The following is a 20,411-nucleotide window of genomic DNA, read 5'->3' as shown; positions in this document are numbered from 1 at the left end:
GCATACCGGTACTAGTTTAGGATGAATCCAGAAAGGCGCGGCAAGGACCGGGCCGGAAATCGTGCAGGACATGGCAGAGCTTCAGACCCTTTCCGACACCGCCCAGGTCGTGATCGACCCGGTCGCCGAAGCCGATCTGGCCTGGATCGAGGCGCTGGACGCCCAGATCACCGGTCGGCCGAAACCCGACTACTGGCGCCGCCTGTTCGAGGGCGCGCGCAGCGAACCGGGCCGCAGCTTCTTTCTGGTCGCGCGCAACGGTAGCGGCCGGGTCGGCTTCATCGCGGGCGAGATCCGGGCCTGGGAATTCGGTTCAGAACCCTGCGGCTGGATATTTGCCATCGGGGTCGATCCCGACAACCGCCTGCGCTCGGTCGGCACGCAATTGTTCGACGCGGTCTGCGACCGCTTCCGGCAGGCGGGCGTGACCAAGGTGCGCACCATGATCGCGCGCGAGGCGCAGTTGATCCTGTCCTTCTTCCGCGCGCACGGGATGATGGCCGGCCCCTTCGTGGAACTGGAGAAGGACCTGGACGAATGAAACTCCAGCTTGCCACGCGCCACGCGCTGTTCGCCATCCTGGAACTGGCCTCGGAACCCGAACGCCAGCTTTCCGCCGCCGAGATCGCCGAGAAATACGACCTTTCGACCAACCATCTGGCCAAGGTGCTGCGCACGCTCGGCCGCGCCGGTCTGGTCGAAGCCTCGCGCGGGGTCGGTGGCGGCTATCGCTTCTGCGGCAATGCCAAGCGGCTGAACCTGCTGGACATCGTGCAATTGTTCGAACCGATCTGGCCGATCGGACAGGGCATGTCGGAACCCGGCGACCGCACCCGCAAGGGTCAGGCGCTGCGCCGCGTGCTGGGCGAGATCGAGGAGGCCACCCGCGCCACGCTGTCCTCGATTACGGTGGACACGATGCTGAAGATCGCCCGCCGCATTCCCGACGCCCCCGCCGAGGACATGATCCGCCGCGCCGCGGCCCTGCGCTAGGACAGAACCCTAGCCATCCTCGCCCGCCAGACCGCGCAGGATCGGGCAATCGGGCCGGTGATCGCCCGCGCAGGCCTCAACCAGATCGGCGAGCGTCGCGCGCATCTCGCGCAGTTCGGCGATCTTGGCGTCGATCTGGGCCAGATGTTCGCTTGCGACCCGTTTCACATCGGCGCTGGCCCGGCCCTGATCGGCGTAAAGCGCGAGCAGCACCCGGCATTCCTCGATGGTGAAGCCCAAGGAACGCGCCCGGCCGAGAAAGGCAAGGTTATGGGCGTCGCGTTCGGAGAAGTGGCGATAGCCGTTCTCGCCCCGCATCGGGCGGATCAGGCCGATCTCCTCGTAATAGCGGATGGTCTTGGCCGGAAGGCCGGTGCGCGCGGCCACCTGTCCGATATTCATGCGACCCTCCCGGTCACGGGGCGCAGGTGCCGCAGCCGCAGCGCGTTCGACAGCACGAAGAGGCTGGAGGCCGCCATCGCCCCCGCCGCCAGCATCGGCGAGAGCAGCATCCCCCAGAGCGGATAGAGGAGCCCCGCCGCCACCGGGATCAGCGCGGTGTTGTAGGCGAAGGCCCAGAACAGGTTCTGGCGGATGTTGCGCAGGGTGCGGCGGCTGAGGTTCAGCGCCTCGGCCACGCCCTGCGGATCGCCCGCCATCAGCACCACATCCGCCGCCTCGATCGCGACATCGGTGCCGGTGCCGATGGCGATGCCGATATCGGCGGCCGCCAGCGCAGGGGCGTCGTTCAGCCCGTCGCCGACAAAGGCCAGCGGGCCGTCGGCGCGCAACGCGTCCAGTGCCGCGACCTTGCCGCCGGGCAGAACGCCCGCCGTGACCCGGTCGATGCCCAGTTCGGCGGCGACGGCATGCGCGGTTGCCTCGGTATCGCCGGTGATCAGCGCGGTCCGCACGCCCATGCCATGCAGCGCGGCGATGGCGGCGCGTGCGGTGGGCTTGACCGGATCGGCCAGCGCGAGCACGGCAATCGCGCGGCCATCGCGGGCGACATGGACAGGCGTTGCGCCGCTGGCCGCGATGCGGGCGGCAGGGTCTGCCAGATCGCCGGGCGCGATGGCGTGCTGGTCCATCAGCCGGGCGGCGCCCACAAGGATTTCGGCACCCTCGACCCGGCCCCTGAGGCCGAAGCCCGGCAGCGCCTCGACGGCTTCGGCCGGGGGCGGGGCGCCGGGGGCGGCGTCAAGGATGGCCCGCGCGATGGGGTGTTCGGAGCGGGATTCGAGCGCGGCGGCAAGGCGCAGCGCCTCGTCCCGCGTGACGCCGGGGGCAAGTGCCACCTCGGTCACGGCGGGGTGCCCCTGGGTCAGCGTGCCGGTCTTGTCGAAGGCGACGGTCGCCACGCCCGCCAGCGCCTGCAAGGCCGCGCCCTTGCGAAACAGCACGCCCAGTTCGGCCGCGCGGCCGGTGCCGACCATGACCGAGGTGGGCGTGGCCAGCCCCATCGCGCAGGGGCAGGCGATGATCAGGACCGACACGCCCGCGACCAGCGCCAGCCCCAGCGCGGGGGCAGGACCAAGGGCCAGCCACAGCGCGACGGTGACGGCGGCGACGGCCAGAACCGCGGGGACGAAAACCGCGGTCACGCGGTCGGCCAGCGCCTGCACGGGCAGCTTGGCGCCCTGTGCGGCCTCGACCATGGCCACGATCCGGGCAAGCGCCGTGTCCGCCCCCACCGCCGTCGCGCGGAAACGCAGCGCAGCAGGGCCGTTCACGGTGCCGCCGGTGACCGGATCGCCCGGCGCCTTGTCCACCGGCATCGGCTCGCCCGTCAGCATGGATTCGTCGACCGGCCCCTGCCCCTCGACCAGCTCGCCATCGGTGGCGAAGCGTTCGCCGGGACGCACCTCGATCAGATCGCCGGGCACCAGCGCCTCGACCGGGCGTTCCTCGATACCCGCATCCGTCACCACGCGGGCGGTGTCGGGGCGCAGCGCCATCAGCCGCCGGATCGCGGCCCCGGTGCGGCCCTTGGCGCGGGCTTCGAGCATGCGGCCCAGCAGGACCAGCGTGACGATCACCGCCGCGGCCTCGAAATAGACATGCGCGGTGCCGGGGGGCAGCAGGCCGGGGGCGAAGGTCGCGATGGTGGAAAACCCCCAGGCGGCACCGGTGCCCAGCGCCACCAGCGCGTTCATGTCCGGCGCCCCCTTCAGCAGAAGCGGCAGGCCGCGGGCGAAAAAGACCCGGCCCGGCCCGGCCAGCAGCAGCGTGGTCAGCAGGAAGGACAGCATCCGCAGCGGCTGTTCGCCCACCGCCCCGGCCAGCGCGGCATGGAAGCCGGGGATCATGTGGCCGCCCATCTCGATCGCGAAGACCGGCAGGGCCAGAATAGCTGCAAGCGCGGTGCGCCGGGCCAGCGCGCGGGCCTCGGCGGCCTGCGCGGCGCCGGGGTCGCGGGTGCTACCGGCCAGCGGGGTGGCGGGATAGCCCGCATCGGCCAGCGCGCGGGCCAGTGTCGGGGCATCCGCCAGCCCCGCGATCACCTGCGCGCGCGCCTCGCCGGTGGCAAGGTTCATGCGGGCCGCGGTGACACCCGGTTGCGCCAGCAGCGCGCGTTCGATCCGGGCGACGCAGGAGGCGCAGGTTGCCCCCTCGACGGCCAGCGCGATCTCGGCGCGGGTGACGCCGAAACCGATGGATTCAACGGCTGCCACCAGGGGCGCGACCGGGCCGCGATGATCGACCTCGGCGGTGGCGGTCGCCAGGTTGACGCGGGCGGCGGCAACCCCGGGCTGGTCGGCCAGCGCGCGCTCGACCCGGCGCACGCAGCCTGCGCAATGCAGCCCCTCAAGCCGCAGCCGGGTGGTGGTGGTCGTGACGGTCGCGTCCATCGGCCTCTCCTGCATATGCATGCGCCCCAGATAGGGCTTCCAGCCGCTGGAAGGTCAAGGCCGGGGAAGGCGCGGGCGCCGGAACGCCCTGCCTGCGCGCATCATTTCGGCAGGAAAGCGCCCTGAAGCCCCACGATATGGCCATGCACGCGCCGCCCCGCCGCGCTGAGGGCGGTATCGGCGCGATGGACAAGGAACCATTGGCGCACCAGCGGCAGCGCCTCGGCCTCAAGCTCGACCAGACGGCCTGTGCGCAATTCCTCGATCACCGTATGGCGCGAGATCAGCGCGATCCCGAGCCCCGCCATGACCGCCTGTTTCATCGTCTCGTCGCCGTCGAACTCGATCACCCGGGCGGGCCGGCCGCGGCCCAGCCGTTCCAGATAGCGGTCCAGCAGGATGCGGGTGCCCGAGCCTTCCTCGCGGGTGACAAGCGGTTGGGTCAGGATCGCCTCGGGCGGCAGACGCCCCTGCCCCGCCAGCTTGTGGCCGGGCCGGGCGATCAGGATATAGGGGTGCGGACCCAGAACGGTGGCCTGCACCTCGGGATGGCGCGGCGGGCGGCCCATGATGGCAAGATCTACGCTGGCGCTGGCCAGCGCGTTGACGACGAAATCGCGGCTGCCCACGCGCAGGATCACGTCGATGGTGGGAAAGGCGCGCTGCAACCCGGCGACGATGCCGGGGGCGAAATACTTGGCGGTTCCGACAACGCCCAGGCTGACCATCCCCTCCATGCCTTCGTTCACCGCGCGGACGTGATCGGCGCAGGCTTCCAGCGCGGTCTCGATGGCGCGGGCGCCGACCAGAACCGCCTCGCCCTGGCGGGTAAGCCGGGCGCCGCCCTGGGGGCCGCGCTCGACAAGGCGGGCGTTGAAATTGGTCTCGAGCTGGCGCAACTGGCTGTGGACCGCGGGCGGGGTGAGGCGAATTGCCTCAGCCGCGGCGGTGATCGAGCCATGCTCGGCAAGGGCCTGCAAGGCCCTGAGTTGCTTGAGTGTGACGGCTTCGGGCTTGGGCATTAAATTTTATCTAATGCAGCTTCGGACTTTTTAAATTCTGTAGACCCCGTCTTCTCATCTAGCAACCGACAACGGCATCCCGCCGCCAGATTCGGGAGAAAATTATGCAGACGAAAAATCCGATCCGGGATTTGCAGCATATCCCCGCCGCGCTTCAGCCGCTGATGAACGCGCTTTGCGAGGTCGGCGCCGACCTTTCGAACACGATCCAGCGCGGACCGCTGGGCGGTGCGCTGGGCGCCGAGGTCGGCGAGAATACCGGCGGCGACACGCAGAAGGCGCTGGACGTGCTCGCCGACGAAGCATTCGCCCGGCGCCTGGCCACGGCGGATGTGCGCTGGTATGCGTCCGAGGAACAGGATGCGGTGGTCGAGCTTGACCCCAAGGGCCGCTTCGCGCTGGCCATCGACCCGCTGGACGGCTCGTCGAATATCGACGTGAACGTTTCGATCGGCACGATCTTCTCGATCTTCGACGCGAAGGAAGACGGCGATGCCAGCTTCCTGCGCCCGGCGAACGAACAAGTGGGCGGCGGCTACATCATCTTCGGGCCGCAGACCATGCTGGTCGTGACCTTCGGCAAGGGCACGCAGGAATACCTGCTGGACCCCGACAGCAAGCAGTTCGTGCTGGTGCAGGAGGCGGTCAGGGTGCCCACGACGGCGCGCGAGTTCGCGATCAACGCCTCGAACTACCGGCACTGGGCCAAGCCGATCCGCGCCTATATCGACGACTGCATCGCCGGCGACGAGGGGCCGCGCGCCCAGAATTTCAACATGCGCTGGGTGGCCTCTCTGGTGGCCGAGACGCACCGGATCATCAGCCGGGGCGGCGTGTTCCTCTACCCCGCCGACTCGCGCAAGGGCTATGAGAAGGGCCGGTTGCGCATGGTCTATGAATGCGCGCCCATCGCCTTTGTCATCGAACAGGCGGGCGGTCTGGCGACGGATGCGCAGGATCGCATCCTCGACAAGACCGCGACCGAACTGCATGCCCGCACGCCCTTTGTCTTCGGCTCGACCGACAAGGTCAGCCGGGTGGCGGCCTATCACGACCTTCCCGAACAGGAAGTCAACGCACTCTTCGGCAATCGCGGCCTGTTCCGCGTCTAACGCCCCAGGGAGAACAGACATGAGCAAGAAACACCCGATCATCTCGGTCATCGGCTCGTCGGGCGCCGGGACGTCCACGGTCAAGCACACCTTCGACCAGATCTTTCGCCGCGAAGGCGTGAAGGCGGTCTCGATCGAGGGCGACGCCTTTCACCGGTTCAACCGCAAGGACATGAAAACCGAACTCGACCGGCGCTATGCCGCGGGGGACTTCACCTTCAGCCATTTCAGCTACGAGGCCAACGAGCTGAAGCAGCTGGAGAATGTCTTCCGCCAGTATGGCGAGACCGGCACCGGCCGGACGCGCCACTATGTCCATGACAATGACGAGGCCGAGCTTTACGGCGTGCCGCCCGGCGAGTTCACCGAATGGGCCCCGTTCGAGGACGGCTCGGACCTGCTGTTCTACGAGGGGCTGCATGGCGCGGTCGTCAATGACGAGGTGAACCTTCCCCAGCATGCGGATCTGAAGATCGGTGTCGTGCCGGTCATCAACCTTGAATGGATCCAGAAGATCCACCGCGACAAGGAAAAGCGCGGCTACACCACCGAGGCCGTGACCGATGTCATCCTGCGCCGGATGCATGCCTATGTGCATTGCATCATCCCGCAATTCACCCAGACCGACATCAACTTCCAGCGCGTGCCCGTGGTCGACACCTCGAACCCACTGGTGGCCCGCTGGATCCCCACGCCCGACGAAAGCCTTGTGGTGATCCGCTTCAAGAACCCGCGCGGCATCGACTTTTCCTATCTGGTCTCGATGATCCAGGGCTCGTGGATGAGCCGGGCGAACTCGATCGTGATCCCGGGCGGCAAGCTCGACCTTGCGATGCAGCTGATCCTGACGCCGATGATCGAGCGTCTGGTCCTTGAATCGAAACGCGCCTGAGGAGGCAAGACATGAACGCCCCCACCAAGATCGACACCGGCGCCGAGGCGCTGATGGCCACGGCGATCCGTGTGCTGACCATGGACGCGGTGCAGGCCGCCAATTCCGGCCATCCGGGCATGCCGATGGGCATGGCCGATGTGGCGGCGGTGCTTTACAACCGTTTCCTGAATGTCGACCCGACCCGGCCCAACTGGCAGGACCGCGACCGCTTCGTGCTGTCGGCGGGCCATGGTTCGATGCTGATCTACGCGATCAACCACATGCTGGGCTATGCCGACATGGACATGGACCAGGTGCGGAACTTCCGCCAATGGGGCTATCGCACCGCCGGACACCCCGAATACGGCCATGCCGACGGGATCGAGACCACGACGGGCCCGTTGGGCCAGGGCATCACCACCGCGGTCGGCATGGCGCTGGCCGAGCGGATGCACAATGCCCGCTTCGGTGACGATCTGGTGGATCACTACACCCATGTCATCGCAGGCGACGGCTGCCTGATGGAGGGCATCTCGCACGAGGCGATCGACATGGCGGGCCATTGGGGTCTGGGCCGGATGATCGTGCTGTGGGACGACAACAAGATCACCATCGATGGCTCGACCGATCTGTCGACCTCGGTCGATCAACTGGCCCGGTTTGCCGCCGCGAAATGGCATGTTCAGTCGGTCGACGGCCATGACCGCGAGGCGGTGGCCGCCGCCATCGAGGCCGCGCGCAACGATCCCCGCCCCTCGCTGATCGCCTGCAAGACGGTGATCGGCCAGGGCGCGCCGAACAAGGCGGGCAGCCACAAGGTGCATGGCGCACCGCTGGGGGCCGAGGAAATCGCCGCGACGCGCGTGGCGCTGGACTGGCCGCACGAGGCGTTCACCCTGCCCAAGGCGGTCTATGACGCCTGGGGGGCCGTCGCTGCCCGCGGCCGCGCAGCCCGCGAAGGCTGGGAGGCGCGGCTGTCGGTGTCCGAAAAGGCCGGTGCGTTCGAGCGGTCCATCGCGGCGCCGGACAAGGCGGCGCTGGCCGCGGCCATCGACGCTTACAAGGCGAAGCTGTCGGCCGAAAAGCCCAAGGTCGCGACCCGCAAGGCGAGCGAAATGGCGCTGGAAGTCGTGAACGCCACCCTGCCCAACACCGCGGGCGGCTCGGCCGACCTGACCGGCTCGAACCTGACGGTGACTGCGGGCATGCAGCCGGTGTCGAAGGACAATTACGGCGGCAGCTACATCCATTACGGCATCCGCGAATTCGGCATGTCGGCGGTGATGAACGGCATCGCGCTGCACAAGGGCTTTGTCGCCTATGGCGGCACCTTCCTGGTCTTCGCCGATTATGCCCGCCCCGCGATCCGGTTGTCGGCGCTGATGGGGCTGCCGGTCAGCTATGTCATGACGCATGATTCGATCGGTCTGGGCGAGGACGGGCCGACGCACCAGCCGGTCGAGCATCTGGCGTCCCTGCGGGCGATCCCGAACCTCAATGTCTTCCGCCCGGCCGATGTGGTGGAAACCGCCGAGGCCTGGGAAATCGCGGCAACCGCCACGACCACGCCCAGCCTGCTGGCGCTGTCGCGCCAGAACCTGCCCTGCCTGCGCACCGAGCATGTGTCGGAAAACCGGGTGGCGAAGGGCGCCTATGTCCTGCGCGAAGCCGAGGGCGCGCGCGATGTCACGCTGATCGCCACCGGGTCCGAGGTCGAGATCGCGGTGAAGGCCGCCGATCTGCTGGCCGAGGAGGGGATCAGGGCCGCCATCGTCTCGGCCCCCTGTTTCGAGCTTTTCGCCGCGCAGGACGCAGGCTACAAGACCGCCGTGCTGGGCAGCGCGCCCCGCGTGGGTGTCGAGGCCGCCATCGAACAGGGCTGGGCGCCGCTTCTGGGCGAAAGGTCCGCCTTCGTGGGCATGTCGAGCTTCGGCGCCTCGGCGCCGGCCGAGACGCTTTATGCCCGGTTCGGCATCACGCCCGAGGCCGTGGCCGCGGCCGCCAAGAAACTGATGAAGTAGGAAGGGTCCATTAATGACTGTGAAGGTTGCTATCAACGGCTTCGGCCGGATCGGCCGCAACGTGCTGCGCGCCATCGTGGAATCGGGCCGCACCGATATCGAGGTGGTCGCGATCAACGATCTCGGCCCGGTCGAGACCAATGCCCATCTGATGCGCTATGACAGCGTGCATGGCCGGTTCCCCGGCACCGTGACGGTGAACGGCGACACCATCGACGTGGGCCGCGGCCCGATCAAGGTGACGGCGATCCGCGATCCCAAGGAACTGCCCTGGGGCGATGTCGACATCGCGATGGAATGCACCGGCATCTTCACCGCGCGCGACAAGGCGGCGTTCCACCTGGAGAACGGGTCCAAGCGGGTTCTGGTCTCGGCGCCGGCCGACGGGGCGGACAAGACCATCGTCTATGGCGTGAACCATGACACCCTGACCGGCGCCGATACGGTCGTGTCGAACGCGTCATGCACCACGAACTGCCTGAGCCCGGTGGCCAAGGCGCTGAACGACGCCATCGGCATCAAGCGCGGCTTCATGACCACGATCCACAGCTATACGGGCGACCAGCCGACGCTGGACACCATGCACAAGGATCTGTATCGCGCCCGCGCCGCGGCGATGAGCATGATCCCGACCTCGACCGGTGCGGCCAAGGCCGTGGGTCTGGTGCTGCCCGAACTGAAGGGCAAGCTGGATGGCGTGGCGATCCGGGTGCCGACGCCGAACGTCTCGGTTGTCGATCTGGTGTTCGAGGCCAGCCGCGCGACCAGCGTGGACGAGGTCAACGCCGCGATCCGTGCCGCCGCGGATGGCCCGATGAAGGGGATCCTCGGCTATACCGACGAGTCGCTGGTCAGCATGGATTTCAACCACGACCCGCATTCCTCGGTCTTCCACATGGACCAGACCAAGGTGATGGACGGGACCATGGTCCGCATCCTGACCTGGTATGACAACGAATGGGGCTTCTCCAACCGCATGGCGGATACCGCCGTGGCGATGGGGGCGCTGATCTGATGGCGTTCACGCCCCTGACATCGCTGGATGTTGCGGGCAGGCGCCTGGCGGTGCGGGCCGATCTGAACGTGCCGCTGACGCGGGATGGGGTGGGCGATGCCACGCGCATCGCCCGCTTTGCCCGCGGGATGACACCGCTGCTGGATCAGGGCGCGCGGCTGATCGTGCTGACCCATCTGGGCCGGCCGAATGGCGAACTGACCCCGGCGCTGACCACCGAACGTCTGGTGCCCACATTGTCCGAGGCGCTGGGCCGTCCGGTGCTGTTCAAGGATAGCTGCGTCGATCCCATGGTCGAACGCACAAGCCAGCGGCTGGAACCGGGGCAGGTCATGCTGTGCGAGAACCTGCGTTTCGAGCGGGGCGAGGAACTGAACGATCCCCGCCTTGGCGCGCAGCTTGCACGCCTTGGCGACATCTATGTGAACGACGCGTTTTCCTGCTGTCACCGGGCGCATGCCTCGACCACGGCGGCCGTTCTGGCAGCCGAGCGGGTGGCGGTGGGGCCGCTGTTCCTTGAGGAACTCTCGGCGCTCGAAGGGGCGCTGGACGATCCGCAACCGCCCTCGGTCGCGCTGATCGGCGGGGGCTCGGTCGCGCCGCGGCTGGGGGTGTTGCGGCGGCTGGTGCCGCGGATCAACACGATCCTGCTGGGCGGGGGCATCGCCAATACCTTCCTGTTCGCGCGGGGCTATTCCGTCGGCCGGTCCTATGTCGAGCCCGAATATGCCGAGGATATCCTGGAGCTTGCCGCGCTGGCCGAGGTGGCAGGCTGCCGGATCGTGACGCCGGTGGATTTCGTCGTCGCAGGCTTTCAGCGGGCGGGGATCAATTCCTATCCGGTTCCGCTGGGCGGCGTGCGGGCGAACCGGCGCATCCTGGATATCGGGCCCAATACCGTCGCGCTCTATCAGGATCTGTTGAGAACCGCGCGCACCATCGTCTGGAACGGACCGATGGGCACCTATGAAACGGCCCCCTTCGATGCCGGAACGCGGGCGCTGGCGCAAAGCGTTGCGGAACTGACGCGCGCGGGGCTGGCGGTGTCGGTTGCGGGCGGCGGCGATACGCTGGTCGCGCTGAACCGCACCGGGGCAGCGCATGACTTCACCCATGTCTCCACCGCCGGTGGGGCCTTTCTCGAATGGCTGGAGGGCCGGCAGATGCCCGGCCTCGACGCCCTTGAACGCAAAGCAGATGCAGCCTGACGGAGGACTTTGATGGCACTGATTACCCTGAGGCAACTTCTGGATCACGCGGCCGAACATGGCTACGGCGTGCCCGCCTTCAACATCAACAACATGGAACAGGGCATCGCGATAATGGAGGCCGCCAAGGCCTGTGACGCGCCCGTGATCATCCAGGCGTCCCGCGGCGCCCGGCAATATGCCAACGACATCATGCTGGCCAAGATGATCGAGGCGCTGTCGATGATCTATCCCGACATCCCGCTTTGCATGCATCAGGACCATGGCAACAACGAAGCCACCTGCATGTCGGCGATCAAGCATGGCTTCACTTCCGTCATGATGGACGGCTCGCTGGAAGCCGACGCCAAGACGCCCGCCAGCTACGAGTACAATGTCGAGATCACCGAGCGCGTCTCGACCATGGCGCATTGGGTCGGTGCCTCGGTCGAGGGCGAACTGGGCGTTCTGGGCAGCCTGGAAACCGGCGAGGGCGAGGCCGAGGATGGCCATGGCGCCGAGGGCAAGCTGGATCACAGCCAGCTTCTGACCGATCCCGATCAGGCCGTGGATTTCGTCAAGAAGACCAAGGTCGACGCGCTGGCGATCGCCTGCGGCACCAGCCACGGCGCCTACAAGTTCTCGCGCAAGCCCGATGGCGAGATCCTGGCGATGAGCGTGATCGAGGCGATCCACAAGAAACTGCCCGACACCCATCTGGTGATGCACGGATCCTCGTCCGTGCCGCAGGAATTGCAGGACATCATCAACGCCTATGGCGGCGGCATGCCCCAGACCTTTGGCGTGCCGGTCGAGGAGATCGTGCGCGGCATCAGGATGGGCGTGCGCAAGGTCAATATCGACACCGATTGCCGGATGGCGATGACCGGCCAGTTCCGCAAGATCGCGACCGAAAACCCCAAGGAATTCGACCCGCGCAAGTTCCTGAAACCCGCGATGGACGCCATGCGCGACCTCTGCAAGCTGCGGCTGGAAGCCTTTGGCACCGCCGGGAATGCCAGCAAGATCAAGGTGATCCCGATGGACGACATGGCGAAACGCTATGCCTCGGGCAGCCTGGACCCCAAGACGAACTGAGACACCGGGCGCCCGGCCTCGGAAACGGCCGGGCTGCCTCCACGGAAACGCGCGCTCAACGGAATCACCATCCCAAGGGAGGAAACGACATGGATCAGTCGAACCGCTACGCGCGTCTCGATCTTGACGAGAAAGACCTGATCGCGGGCGGCCGCCATGTGCTGTGCGCCTATATCATGAAGCCGAAAGAGGGCTTTGGCGACTACCTGTCCGTCGCCGCCCATTTCGCCGCCGAAAGCTCGACCGGCACCAATGTCGAGGTCTGCACCACCGACGAGTTCACCAAGGGCGTGGATGCGCTGGTCTACGAGATCGACCCGGCGCGCGAGCTGATGAAGATCGCCTATCCGGTGGAACTGTTCGACCGCAACATCATCGACGGGCGCGCGATGCTGTGCTCGTTCCTGACGCTGACGATCGGCAACAACCAGGGCATGGGCGATGTCGAATACGCCAAGATGCACGATTTCTATGTGCCGCCCGCCTATCTGCGCCTGTTCGACGGCCCGGCGATGAACATCGCAGACATGTGGCGCGTTCTGGGCCGCAGCGTCACCGATGGCGGCATGGTGGTCGGCACGATCATCAAGCCCAAGCTCGGCCTGCGCCCGCAACCCTTTGCGGATGCCTGCTACGAATTCTGGCTGGGCGGCGATTTCATCAAGAATGACGAACCGCAGGGCAACCAGGTGTTCGCGCCGCTGAAGGAAACCATGCGGCTGGTGTCGGATGCGATGAAGCGCGCGCAGGACGAAACCGGCGAGGCCAAGCTGTTCTCGGCCAACATCACCGCGGACGATCCGTTCGAGATGATCGCGCGCGGCGAATACATCCTTGAAACCTTTGGCGAAAACGCCGATCACGTCGCCTTCTTGGTGGATGGCTATGTCACCGGCCCCGCGGCGATCACGACCTGCCGCCGCCAGTTCCCGCGCCAGTTCCTGCACTATCATCGCGCGGGCCATGGCGCCGTCACCTCGCCCCAGTCGATGCGCGGCTATACCGCCTTCGTGCTGTCCAAGATGTCCCGCCTGCAAGGCGCGAGCGGTATCCATACCGGCACGATGGGCTTCGGCAAGATGGAGGGCGAGGCCGCCGACAAGGCCATGGCCTTCATGCTGGAACGCGACAGCGCCGAGGGGCCCTATTACCCGCAGGAATGGCTGGGCATGAAGGCGACGACGCCGATCATCTCGGGCGGGATGAACGCGCTGCGGCTGCCGGGCTTCTTCGACAATCTGGGTCATTCCAACATCATCCAGACCTCGGGCGGCGGCGCCTTCGGGCATCTGGATGGCGGCACGGCGGGGGCGAAATCGCTGCGCCAGGCGCATGATGCGTGGAAATCGGGCGTCGATCTGGTGACCTATGCCAAGGAACACCGCGAACTGGCCCGCGCCTTCGAGAGCTTCCCGAACGATGCCGACCGGTTCTATCCGGGCTGGCGCCAGAAGCTGGGCGTGGTCGCAGCAGCCGAGTAAATCCCCGCGCGGCGTCTTCGGGCGCCGCGCTTCATCACCCTTTCGGGAGGAAACGCAAGATGTTCGACCGTTCGATCAAGATCGCCCCCTCGATCCTGTCCGCCGATTTCGCGAATTTCGGGGCCGAGATCCAGGCCATCGAGGCGCAGGGCGCCGACTGGGTGCATGTCGATGTGATGGACGGGCATTTCGTCCCGAACCTGACCTTTGGCCCCCCGGCGGTCAAGGCGTTCCGCAAGCATGTCAAGACCTTCATGGACGTGCATCTGATGATCGCGCCGGTGGATCCCTATATCGAGGCCTATGCCGAGGCGGGCGCCGACATGATTTCCGCCCATGTCGAGGCGGGCCCGCATATTCACCGCACGCTTCAGGCGATCCGCGCGCAGGGCGTCAAGGCGGGCGTCGTGCTGAACCCCGGCACGCCCGCCGAGGCGGTGGCCGATGTGCTGGACCTGTGCGACATGGTGCTGGTGATGACGGTGAACCCCGGCTTCGGCGGGCAGAAATTCATCCAGTCCGGCGTGGAAAAGACCCGCAAGATCCGTGCCATGATCGGGGATCGCCCGATCCATATCCAGATCGACGGCGGCGTGACGCCCGACACCGCGCCGCTGGTCGCCGCGGCAGGGGCGGATTGTCTGGTCGCGGGGTCGGCGGTGTTCTCGGGCGGGTCGGTCGACAACCCCGAGGTCTATGGCGCCAATATCCGGGCGATCCGGGCAGCCGCCGAAGCGGCGCTGAAGGCGGCCTGAGCGGCCGCCCTACCCCTCGAACCGGTCCCGCACCAGCCGGTCGAGCGCCAGCACGCCCCAGCCCGTCGGCCCCTTGGGGGCCAGCGGCGTTTCCTCGGGGGTGCGGGCGACGCCGGCGATGTCGAGATGGATCCACGGCGTTTCGGGCTTGACGAAGCGTTGCAGGAACTGCGCCGCGGTGATCGAACCTGCGGTGCGTCCGCCGCTGTTCTTGATGTCGGCGATCTGCGACTTGATGAGCTTGTCATAGGCCTCGCCCAGCGGCATCCGCCAGGCGCCCTCGCCCTCGGCAGCGGCGGCGGTCAGGAACGCCTCGCAGAACGTATCGTCATTCGAGAACACGCCCGCATTGGCATGACCCAGCCCGACGATGATGGCGCCGGTCAGCGTGGCCAGATCGACCATCGCGGCGGGCTGGAAACGGTCCTGCGCATACCAGAGCACATCGGCCAGCACCATGCGCCCCTCGGCATCGGTGTTGATGACCTCGATCGTGTCGCCCTTCATGCTGCGCACGATGTCGCCGGGGCGCTGGGCACGGCCGTCGGGCATGTTCTCGACCAGACCGACAAGGCCGACCACATTGGCCTTGGCCTTGCGCAGCGCCAGCGTGCGCATCACGCCCGCCACGACGCCCGCGCCGCCCATGTCCATGGTCATTTCTTCCATGCCCTGCGCAGGCTTGATCGAGATGCCGCCGGCGTCGAACACCACCCCCTTGCCGATCAGCGCCAAGGGGGCCGCATCCGTCGCGCCGCCGTTCCAGCGGATCACGACAACCTTGGAGGGGCTTTCCGAGCCCTGCCCCACGGCCAGCAGCGCGCGCATGCCGAGCTTGCGCAGATCGTCCTCTTCGAGGATTTCGACATCGAGGCCAAGCTCCTGCATCGCGGCGAGGCGGGCGGCGAAATCGTCGGTGGTCAGGACATTGGCGGGTTCGTTGACCAGATCGCGGGTGAAGAACACGCCCTCGGCACGGGCGGCCATGGGACCGGCCTCGGCGGCGACGGCTTCGGGCTTGGCGACCATGACGCGGACCTTGCCGGGCAGGGTCTTGTCGCCGGTCTTGTGGTCGGAGAACTCATAGGCGCGCAGCGCGAAGCCAAAGGCGATGTCGGCCGCGCGGACCTGCGCCCCGGCCAGCATCAGCACATTGGCCGCCCCCTGCCGCTTCGCCAGCGCAGCACCTGCGCGCCGCGCCTCGTCCAGGGTGGGGCGCTTGTCGAGCCGCACGACATCCACCGCCTCGGCGGCAATCCCGGCGGGCCAGGCCAGCGTTGCGGCCTCGGCCGGTTTCAGCCTGGCGAACGCCTCGCTTGCGACGAAGCGTTCCAGCGCGCCCTTGATCAGGCGGTTGAGTCGGCGGGCGGCAGGGTCCAGCTTGCCATCCCCGCCGACGAAGACCGCGATCCGGCCCGATACCTCGGCAATGGCCTCGAGATCGGTTTCGGCAAAGCTGATCGCGACGGGTGTGGTCATGGCTGGGCTCCCTTGGTCCTGTGCTTGGCCCTACCTAGCCCCCTGCCCAGCACTTGACCAGATAGCAGTTTCCGGCCCAGCCCGATTGGTCTAGTGTCCGTCCCGACCCTAGACCGCCCCGGGAAAGACGTGCCCAGATTCGACCGATACCTGCTTGCGCAGCTGACTGTCCTGTTCGGCTTCTTCGCGCTTGTGCTGGTCTCGGTCTACTGGGTGAACCGCGGCGTGTCGCTGTTCGAGCAACTGATCGGCGATGGCCAGTCGGCGCTGGTCTTTCTGGAATTCGCGGCACTGACGCTGCCCAACGTGATCCGGCTGGTGCTGCCGGTGGCGGCCTTTGCGGGCACGGTCTATGTGATCAACCGCATGACCTCGGAAAGCGAACTGGTGGTGATGCAGGCGCTGGGATGCAGCCCCTGGCGGCTGGCGCGGCCGGTGGTGCTGTTCGGGCTGGCGGTCGCGTTGCCGATGGCGGTGCTGACCCATGTGCTGGTGCCCGCCAGCCGCGCCCAGCTTGACGACCGGCGCGACGAGATCTCGCGCGATGTGGCGGCGCAGTTCCTGAGCGCGGGCCAGTTCCTGCATCCTGCGCGCGGCATCACCTTCTATATCCGCGAGATCACCGACCGGGGGGAACTTTACGACATCTACCTGTCGGATGCGCGCAGCCTCGGAACGCGGGTGACCTATACCGCCCGGCGCGCGTTGCTGGTCGAGGGCGAAACCGGGCCGAAACTGGTGATGTTCGAGGGGATGGCGCAATCCTACCGCACCGGCGACCGGCGGCTGGCGGTCGCGAGTTTCGAGGATTTCGCCTATGATATCGGCGCGTTGATCGACACCGCGCGGCTGCGCCCGCCAAGACTGGAGACGCTGCCGACGCGCGCGCTGTTATCGCCGAGCGATGAATTGATCGAGCAGACCGGGCTGACGCGCGCAGTCATTCTTGTCGAGGGGCACGAGCGGACCGCGCAGCCGCTTCTGGCGCTTGCCGGGGCGCTGATCGGCTATGGGGCGCTTCTGGTGGGCGGGTTCAGCCGGTTCGGGCTGGGCCGGCAGGTGCTGCTGGCGATCGTGCTGCTGATCGGGGTGAACCTGCTTGGCAATGTCGCCGCCGATCTGGCCCGGCGCGATGCCGCGCTCTGGCCGGTGACCTATCTGCCGCCGCTGGCGGGGGCTGCGATGGGCGCGGCGCTGATCGCGTTCTCGGCGCGGCGGCGGCGGGTGGCGGCGGGAACGGGGGCGCCGGGATGACGCTGCATCTGTATTTCGCGCGCAAGTTCACGCTTCTGTTCTTCGGTCTTTGCGGCATCTTCGGCGCGATCCTCGTTCTGTTCGACATGGTCGATCAGATCCGGCGCTTTGATATCGGCACCATCGGTTTTCGCCAGGCGTTGCAGCTGTCGGCGCTGAAGGTGCCTGCCGATCTGTACGCGATCCTGCCGCTGGTCGTGCTGCTGGCCACGGTGGCGCTGTTTCTGGGGCTTGCCCGGACCTCGGAACTGGTGATCACGCGCGCCTCGGGGCGGTCGGCACTGCGGGCGCTGGTCGCGCCGGTGCTGGCGGCGCTGGTTCTGGGCGGGTTGGCGGTGGCGATCATGAACCCGATCGCGGCGGCGACCTCGAAACAGTACCGCCTGCTCACCGAACGCTACAAGACGGGCGAGACCAGCGTGCTGTCGGTCAGCGCCGAGGGGCTTTGGCTGCGCGAGGGAAGCGACGAGGGCCAGATGCTGATCCGCGCCGCCCGCGCCAATCCGGAAGGTACGCGGTTCTTCGACGTCACCTTCCTGGCCTTCGGCATGGACGGGCAGCCCGGCTGGCGGATCGAGGCGGCCGAGGCGGCGCTGGCGGGCGGGGAATGGACCTTGCAGGATGCCAAGCGCTGGCGCTTTGACGCGAACACGCCCAATCCCGAACTGGCCGCCGTCGAACAGGCGCAGATGTCGTTGCCCTCGGACCTGACCAGCCAGCGCATCCGCGACGGGTTTGCCCAGCCCTCTGCCATCTCGATCTGGGACCTGCCCGAGTTCATCGCCTCGCTGGAACGCGCGGGGTTTTCGGCACGGCCGCACCGGGTCTGGTTCCAGATGGAACTGGCGCGACCGCTGATCCTGGCGGCGATGGTGCTGCTGGCGGCGGGCTTCACCATGCGCCACGCCCGGTTCGGACGAACGGGGATGATGGTGATGCTGGCGCTCGGGCTCGGGCTCGGTCTATTCTTCCTGCGAAATTTCGCGCAAGTCCTGGGCGAGACCGGCCAGCTCCCCGTGGCACTTGCCGCCTGGAGCGCGCCGGTGGCCGGCATCCTGCTGTCGCTGGGGCTTTTGCTGTACCTGGAGGATGGCTGATGCGGCGCGCCCCTGCCCCCCTAGCGGTCCTGACCGCGGCGCTGCTTGGCGCGGGCACGCTGACGCCCGGCGCGGCCACGTCCCAGACCGCCCCGACCGCGTCCGCGGACCTGCCGACAACGCTGATCGCCGACCGTGTCAGCGTGGGCGAGTTGAACCGGCTTGTCGCCGAGGGCAATGTCGAGGTGCTGCATGGCCAGACGCGCCTGAGCGCCGCGCGCATCGTCTATGACCGCGACGGCGACCGTCTGACGATCGAGGGGCCGATCCTGCTGACCACGGGCGATGACACGGTGCTGGTGGCCGACAGTGCTGCGCTGTCGCGCGATCTGTCCGAGGGGATCCTGCGCTCGGCCCGGATGGTGCTGAACCGGCAGCTTCAGATCGCGGCGGCCGATATCCAGCGCGTTTCGGGGCGCTACACGACGCTGGACCGGACCGTGGCCTCGGCCTGCCGGGTCTGTTCGGAGTCCGAGGTGCCGCTGTGGCAGATCAGGGCGCAGCGCATCGTGCATGACGAACAGGAGCGGCAGCTTTATTTCAACCATGCGCGGTTCGAGCTGATGGGCGTGCCGGTCTTCTACCTGCCCCATCTGCGTGTGCCCGATCCCTCGGTCGAGCGCGCCACCGGCTTTCTGACGCCGAAGCTCCGGGTGACCGACCGTCTGGGGACCGGGCTGAAACTGCCCTATTTCCTGACGCTGGGCGATCATCAGGATCTGCTGATAACGCCCTATGTCTCGACCAGCCAGACGCGGACAGTGGAATTGCGCTATCGCCGCGCCTTGCGCAACGGGGATATCGAGGCCCAGGGCGCGATCTCGCGCGATGACCTTCGGCCCGGCGAAACGCGCTATTACCTGTTTGCCGGGGGCGGGTTCGACCTGCCGCGCGATTTCCGGCTGGACTTCGACATCGAGGGGGTGTCCGACCCCGCCTATCTGCTGGATTACGACTATTCCGACAAGGACCGGCTGGACAGCGCGCTGTCGCTGACCCGGGCGCGACGGGACGAACTGATCGCCGCCGATCTGGTCTATTTCGAAACGCTGCGCGAGTCCGAAAGCAACCAGACGATCCCGTTCCTGGTGGGCGATCTGAGCTATACGCGCAGGCTGGAACCGCCAGTGATCGGCGGGATTGCCGGGTTCACGCTTGCGGCCCACGATCATCAGCGCCGGTCCAGCGATCCGGCGGACGGGCTGGATCTGGCGCGGTTCTCGGCCGGGCTTGACTGGCGGCGCGACTGGGTGCTGGGCAATGGCGTGGTTCTGGGCGTTCTGGGCGCGCTGGACATCGACCATTTCAGGATCGGCGACGACACGGTTTTCGAGGGCAACCGCACCCGGACCACGCCCGCCGCCTCGGTCGAACTGCGCTGGCCGCTGGTCAAGGCGGGCGCGGACGGCGCAACCCATGTGCTGGAACCCGTCGCGCAACTGGTCTGGAGCCGCGAGGACCGGGACGGCGTGCCCAACGAGGACAGCGTTCTGGTCGAGTTCGACGAGGCCAACCTGTTCTCGCTGACCCGCTTTGCGGGCGAGGACATGCGCGAGGAAGGGCTGAGGGCCAATCTGGGGCTGGGCTGGACACGGCACGATCCGGCGGGCTGGTCGATGGCGCTGATGGTGGGGCGGATCTGGCGCGAGACCGATCCGGGCCAGTTCGCGCCCGGTTCGGGGCTGGACGGGCACAGCTCGGACTGGCTGGCGGCGCTGCGGCTGGATCTGCCGGGCAATCTGAGCCTGTCGAACCGCGCGCTGTTCGATGACGGGTTCGATTTCACCCGCAACGATCTGCGGATCGCGTGGAATGCGGACCGTGTCGCGCTGGCCTCAAGCCTGCTCTGGGCCGAGGCGAACCCGGCCGAGAACCGGCCCGAGGACCGGTCGGAATGGGTGATGGATGCAGCCTACCGGTTCCGCGACAACTGGACGGGCAAGACCGACTGGCGCTACGATTTCGTCGCCGAACGCGCTGCGCGTGCCGGTATCGGTCTGGAATACCGCAACGAATGCGTCACCGTCGATCTTTCCCTCTCGCGTCGGTTCACCTCCTCGACTAGTGTGGAGCCGACCACGGATTTCGGCGTCACCGTATCGCTGGCAGGCTTTGGCGCGCGCGGAGACGGGGCGGGCCTGGCGCGGCGTTGCGCCCGGTTCTGAGAGCAG

At 67.4% G+C, this 20,411-nt stretch carries 17 protein-coding genes; 13 read left to right on the top strand and 4 right to left on the bottom strand.

From position 1 onward, the window contains the following. The first annotated feature begins 70 nt into the window (after positions 1–70). Together GH815_RS00685 and GH815_RS00680 are read left to right on the top strand one after the other, a co-directional pair. On the top strand, positions 71–541 hold the full coding sequence (locus GH815_RS00685; protein WP_153746812.1) for a GNAT family N-acetyltransferase: 471 nt from the start codon (positions 71–73) through the stop codon (positions 539–541). Next, the gene (locus GH815_RS00680) at positions 538–993 is read left to right on the top strand and encodes an Rrf2 family transcriptional regulator (RefSeq protein ID WP_153746811.1); all 456 of its coding nucleotides are present in this window, start codon (positions 538–540) and stop codon (positions 991–993) included. The genes GH815_RS00685 and GH815_RS00680 overlap by 4 nt, the downstream gene beginning before the upstream one ends. A gap of 9 nt (positions 994–1,002) precedes the next feature. Here GH815_RS00680 and cueR read toward each other — a convergent pair whose 3' ends face one another. The 3 genes from cueR to GH815_RS00665 all read right to left on the bottom strand — a co-directional run bounded on the left by cueR (position 1,003) and on the right by GH815_RS00665 (position 4,867). Beyond that, positions 1,003–1,395: a Cu(I)-responsive transcriptional regulator gene (gene cueR / locus GH815_RS00675; protein WP_153746810.1), complete on the bottom strand. Its 393-nt coding sequence runs from the start codon at positions 1,393–1,395 to the stop codon at positions 1,003–1,005. After that, positions 1,392–3,845 carry a heavy metal translocating P-type ATPase gene (locus GH815_RS00670; RefSeq protein ID WP_153746809.1) on the bottom strand — a complete coding sequence of 818 codons (2,454 nt, stop codon included), beginning with the start codon at positions 3,843–3,845 and terminating at the stop codon, positions 1,392–1,394. Before GH815_RS00670 ends, cueR begins: the two co-directional genes overlap by 4 nt. A 101-nt stretch (positions 3,846–3,946) precedes the next feature. Then, positions 3,947–4,867 (bottom strand): LysR family transcriptional regulator, encoded by a 921-nt coding sequence (locus tag GH815_RS00665; protein WP_153746808.1) that lies wholly within the window; start codon positions 4,865–4,867, stop codon positions 3,947–3,949. 104 nt (positions 4,868–4,971) lie between these two features. Between GH815_RS00665 and GH815_RS00660 the strand changes: the two genes are divergently transcribed. The 8 genes from GH815_RS00660 to rpe all read left to right on the top strand — a co-directional run bounded on the left by GH815_RS00660 (position 4,972) and on the right by rpe (position 14,410). After that, on the top strand, positions 4,972–5,979 hold the full coding sequence (locus tag GH815_RS00660) for a class 1 fructose-bisphosphatase (protein WP_153746807.1): 1,008 nt from the start codon (positions 4,972–4,974) through the stop codon (positions 5,977–5,979). Between the two features lie 19 nt (positions 5,980–5,998). After that, positions 5,999–6,871 carry a phosphoribulokinase gene (locus GH815_RS00655; protein ID WP_153746806.1) on the top strand — a complete coding sequence of 291 codons (873 nt, stop codon included), beginning with the start codon at positions 5,999–6,001 and terminating at the stop codon, positions 6,869–6,871. A gap of 11 nt (positions 6,872–6,882) precedes the next feature. After that, on the top strand, positions 6,883–8,874 hold the full coding sequence (gene tkt / locus GH815_RS00650; protein WP_153746805.1) for a transketolase: 1,992 nt from the start codon (positions 6,883–6,885) through the stop codon (positions 8,872–8,874). A 13-nt stretch (positions 8,875–8,887) separates the two neighbouring features. After that, positions 8,888–9,889, top strand: a complete 1,002-nt coding sequence (gene gap, locus GH815_RS00645; protein WP_153746804.1) for a type I glyceraldehyde-3-phosphate dehydrogenase — start codon at positions 8,888–8,890, stop codon at positions 9,887–9,889. Further along, positions 9,889–11,097, top strand: a complete 1,209-nt coding sequence (locus GH815_RS00640) for a phosphoglycerate kinase (RefSeq protein WP_153746803.1) — start codon at positions 9,889–9,891, stop codon at positions 11,095–11,097. Before gap ends, GH815_RS00640 begins: the two co-directional genes overlap by 1 nt. 12 nt (positions 11,098–11,109) lie before the next feature. Next, complete coding sequence (gene fba / locus GH815_RS00635; protein ID WP_153746802.1) at positions 11,110–12,174, top strand: class II fructose-bisphosphate aldolase; 1,065 nt, start codon at positions 11,110–11,112, stop codon at positions 12,172–12,174. Positions 12,175–12,263: 89 nt separating this feature from the next. Beyond that, complete coding sequence (locus GH815_RS00630) at positions 12,264–13,655, top strand: ribulose-bisphosphate carboxylase (RefSeq protein WP_153746801.1); 1,392 nt, start codon at positions 12,264–12,266, stop codon at positions 13,653–13,655. A gap of 59 nt (positions 13,656–13,714) precedes the next feature. Further along, positions 13,715–14,410, top strand: coding sequence for a ribulose-phosphate 3-epimerase (gene rpe, locus GH815_RS00625; RefSeq protein ID WP_153746800.1), 696 nt, complete (start codon positions 13,715–13,717; stop codon positions 14,408–14,410). 9 nt (positions 14,411–14,419) lie between these two features. Here the strand turns inward: rpe and GH815_RS00620 are convergent, their stop codons facing one another. Next, positions 14,420–15,889 carry a leucyl aminopeptidase gene (locus GH815_RS00620; protein ID WP_153746799.1) on the bottom strand — a complete coding sequence of 490 codons (1,470 nt, stop codon included), beginning with the start codon at positions 15,887–15,889 and terminating at the stop codon, positions 14,420–14,422. Positions 15,890–16,018: 129 nt separating this feature from the next. Here GH815_RS00620 and lptF point away from each other — a divergent pair, with 129 nt between their 5' ends. The 3 genes from lptF to GH815_RS00605 are packed head-to-tail and all read left to right on the top strand — an operon-like array spanning position 16,019 to position 20,405. Beyond that, a complete protein-coding gene (gene lptF / locus GH815_RS00615) occupies positions 16,019–17,143 on the top strand; it encodes an LPS export ABC transporter permease LptF (RefSeq protein ID WP_343030592.1) in 1,125 nt (374 codons plus the stop codon). After that, entirely contained in the window at positions 17,140–18,240 is a 1,101-nt protein-coding gene (lptG, locus tag GH815_RS00610; RefSeq protein ID WP_153746798.1) for an LPS export ABC transporter permease LptG, read from the top strand. Before lptF ends, lptG begins: the two co-directional genes overlap by 4 nt. Continuing rightward, positions 18,240–20,405 carry an LPS-assembly protein LptD gene (locus GH815_RS00605; protein WP_153746797.1) on the top strand — a complete coding sequence of 722 codons (2,166 nt, stop codon included), beginning with the start codon at positions 18,240–18,242 and terminating at the stop codon, positions 20,403–20,405. The genes lptG and GH815_RS00605 overlap by 1 nt, the downstream gene beginning before the upstream one ends. Positions 20,406–20,411: the final 6 nt, after the last annotated feature.

It is taken from the genome of Rhodovulum strictum (genome assembly GCF_009649175.1).
Classification (GTDB): Bacteria; Pseudomonadota; Alphaproteobacteria; order Rhodobacterales; family Rhodobacteraceae; genus Rhodovulum; species Rhodovulum strictum.
The sequence above is the reverse complement of the archived record's forward strand: the minus strand, read 5'-3'. Positions and strand labels throughout refer to the sequence as shown.

Bases quoted from the DNA above. Each gene is read 5' to 3' on its own strand.
- GH815_RS00685 (WP_153746812.1), top strand. From the start codon at position 71: ATGGCAGAGCTTCAGACCCTTTCCGACACCGCCCAGGTCGTGATCGAC.
- GH815_RS00680 (WP_153746811.1), top strand. From the start codon at position 538: ATGAAACTCCAGCTTGCCACGCGCCACGCGCTGTTCGCCATCCTGGAA.
- cueR (WP_153746810.1), bottom strand. From the start codon at position 1,395: ATGAATATCGGACAGGTGGCCGCGCGCACCGGCCTTCCGGCCAAGACC.
- GH815_RS00670 (WP_153746809.1), bottom strand. From the start codon at position 3,845: ATGGACGCGACCGTCACGACCACCACCACCCGGCTGCGGCTTGAGGGG.
- GH815_RS00665 (WP_153746808.1), bottom strand. From the start codon at position 4,867: ATGCCCAAGCCCGAAGCCGTCACACTCAAGCAACTCAGGGCCTTGCAG.
- GH815_RS00660 (WP_153746807.1), top strand. From the start codon at position 4,972: ATGCAGACGAAAAATCCGATCCGGGATTTGCAGCATATCCCCGCCGCG.
- GH815_RS00655 (WP_153746806.1), top strand. From the start codon at position 5,999: ATGAGCAAGAAACACCCGATCATCTCGGTCATCGGCTCGTCGGGCGCC.
- tkt (WP_153746805.1), top strand. From the start codon at position 6,883: ATGAACGCCCCCACCAAGATCGACACCGGCGCCGAGGCGCTGATGGCC.
- gap (WP_153746804.1), top strand. From the start codon at position 8,888: ATGACTGTGAAGGTTGCTATCAACGGCTTCGGCCGGATCGGCCGCAAC.
- GH815_RS00640 (WP_153746803.1), top strand. From the start codon at position 9,889: ATGGCGTTCACGCCCCTGACATCGCTGGATGTTGCGGGCAGGCGCCTG.
- fba (WP_153746802.1), top strand. From the start codon at position 11,110: ATGGCACTGATTACCCTGAGGCAACTTCTGGATCACGCGGCCGAACAT.
- GH815_RS00630 (WP_153746801.1), top strand. From the start codon at position 12,264: ATGGATCAGTCGAACCGCTACGCGCGTCTCGATCTTGACGAGAAAGAC.
- rpe (WP_153746800.1), top strand. From the start codon at position 13,715: ATGTTCGACCGTTCGATCAAGATCGCCCCCTCGATCCTGTCCGCCGAT.
- GH815_RS00620 (WP_153746799.1), bottom strand. From the start codon at position 15,889: ATGACCACACCCGTCGCGATCAGCTTTGCCGAAACCGATCTCGAGGCC.
- lptG (WP_153746798.1), top strand. From the start codon at position 17,140: ATGACGCTGCATCTGTATTTCGCGCGCAAGTTCACGCTTCTGTTCTTC.
- GH815_RS00605 (WP_153746797.1), top strand. From the start codon at position 18,240: ATGCGGCGCGCCCCTGCCCCCCTAGCGGTCCTGACCGCGGCGCTGCTT.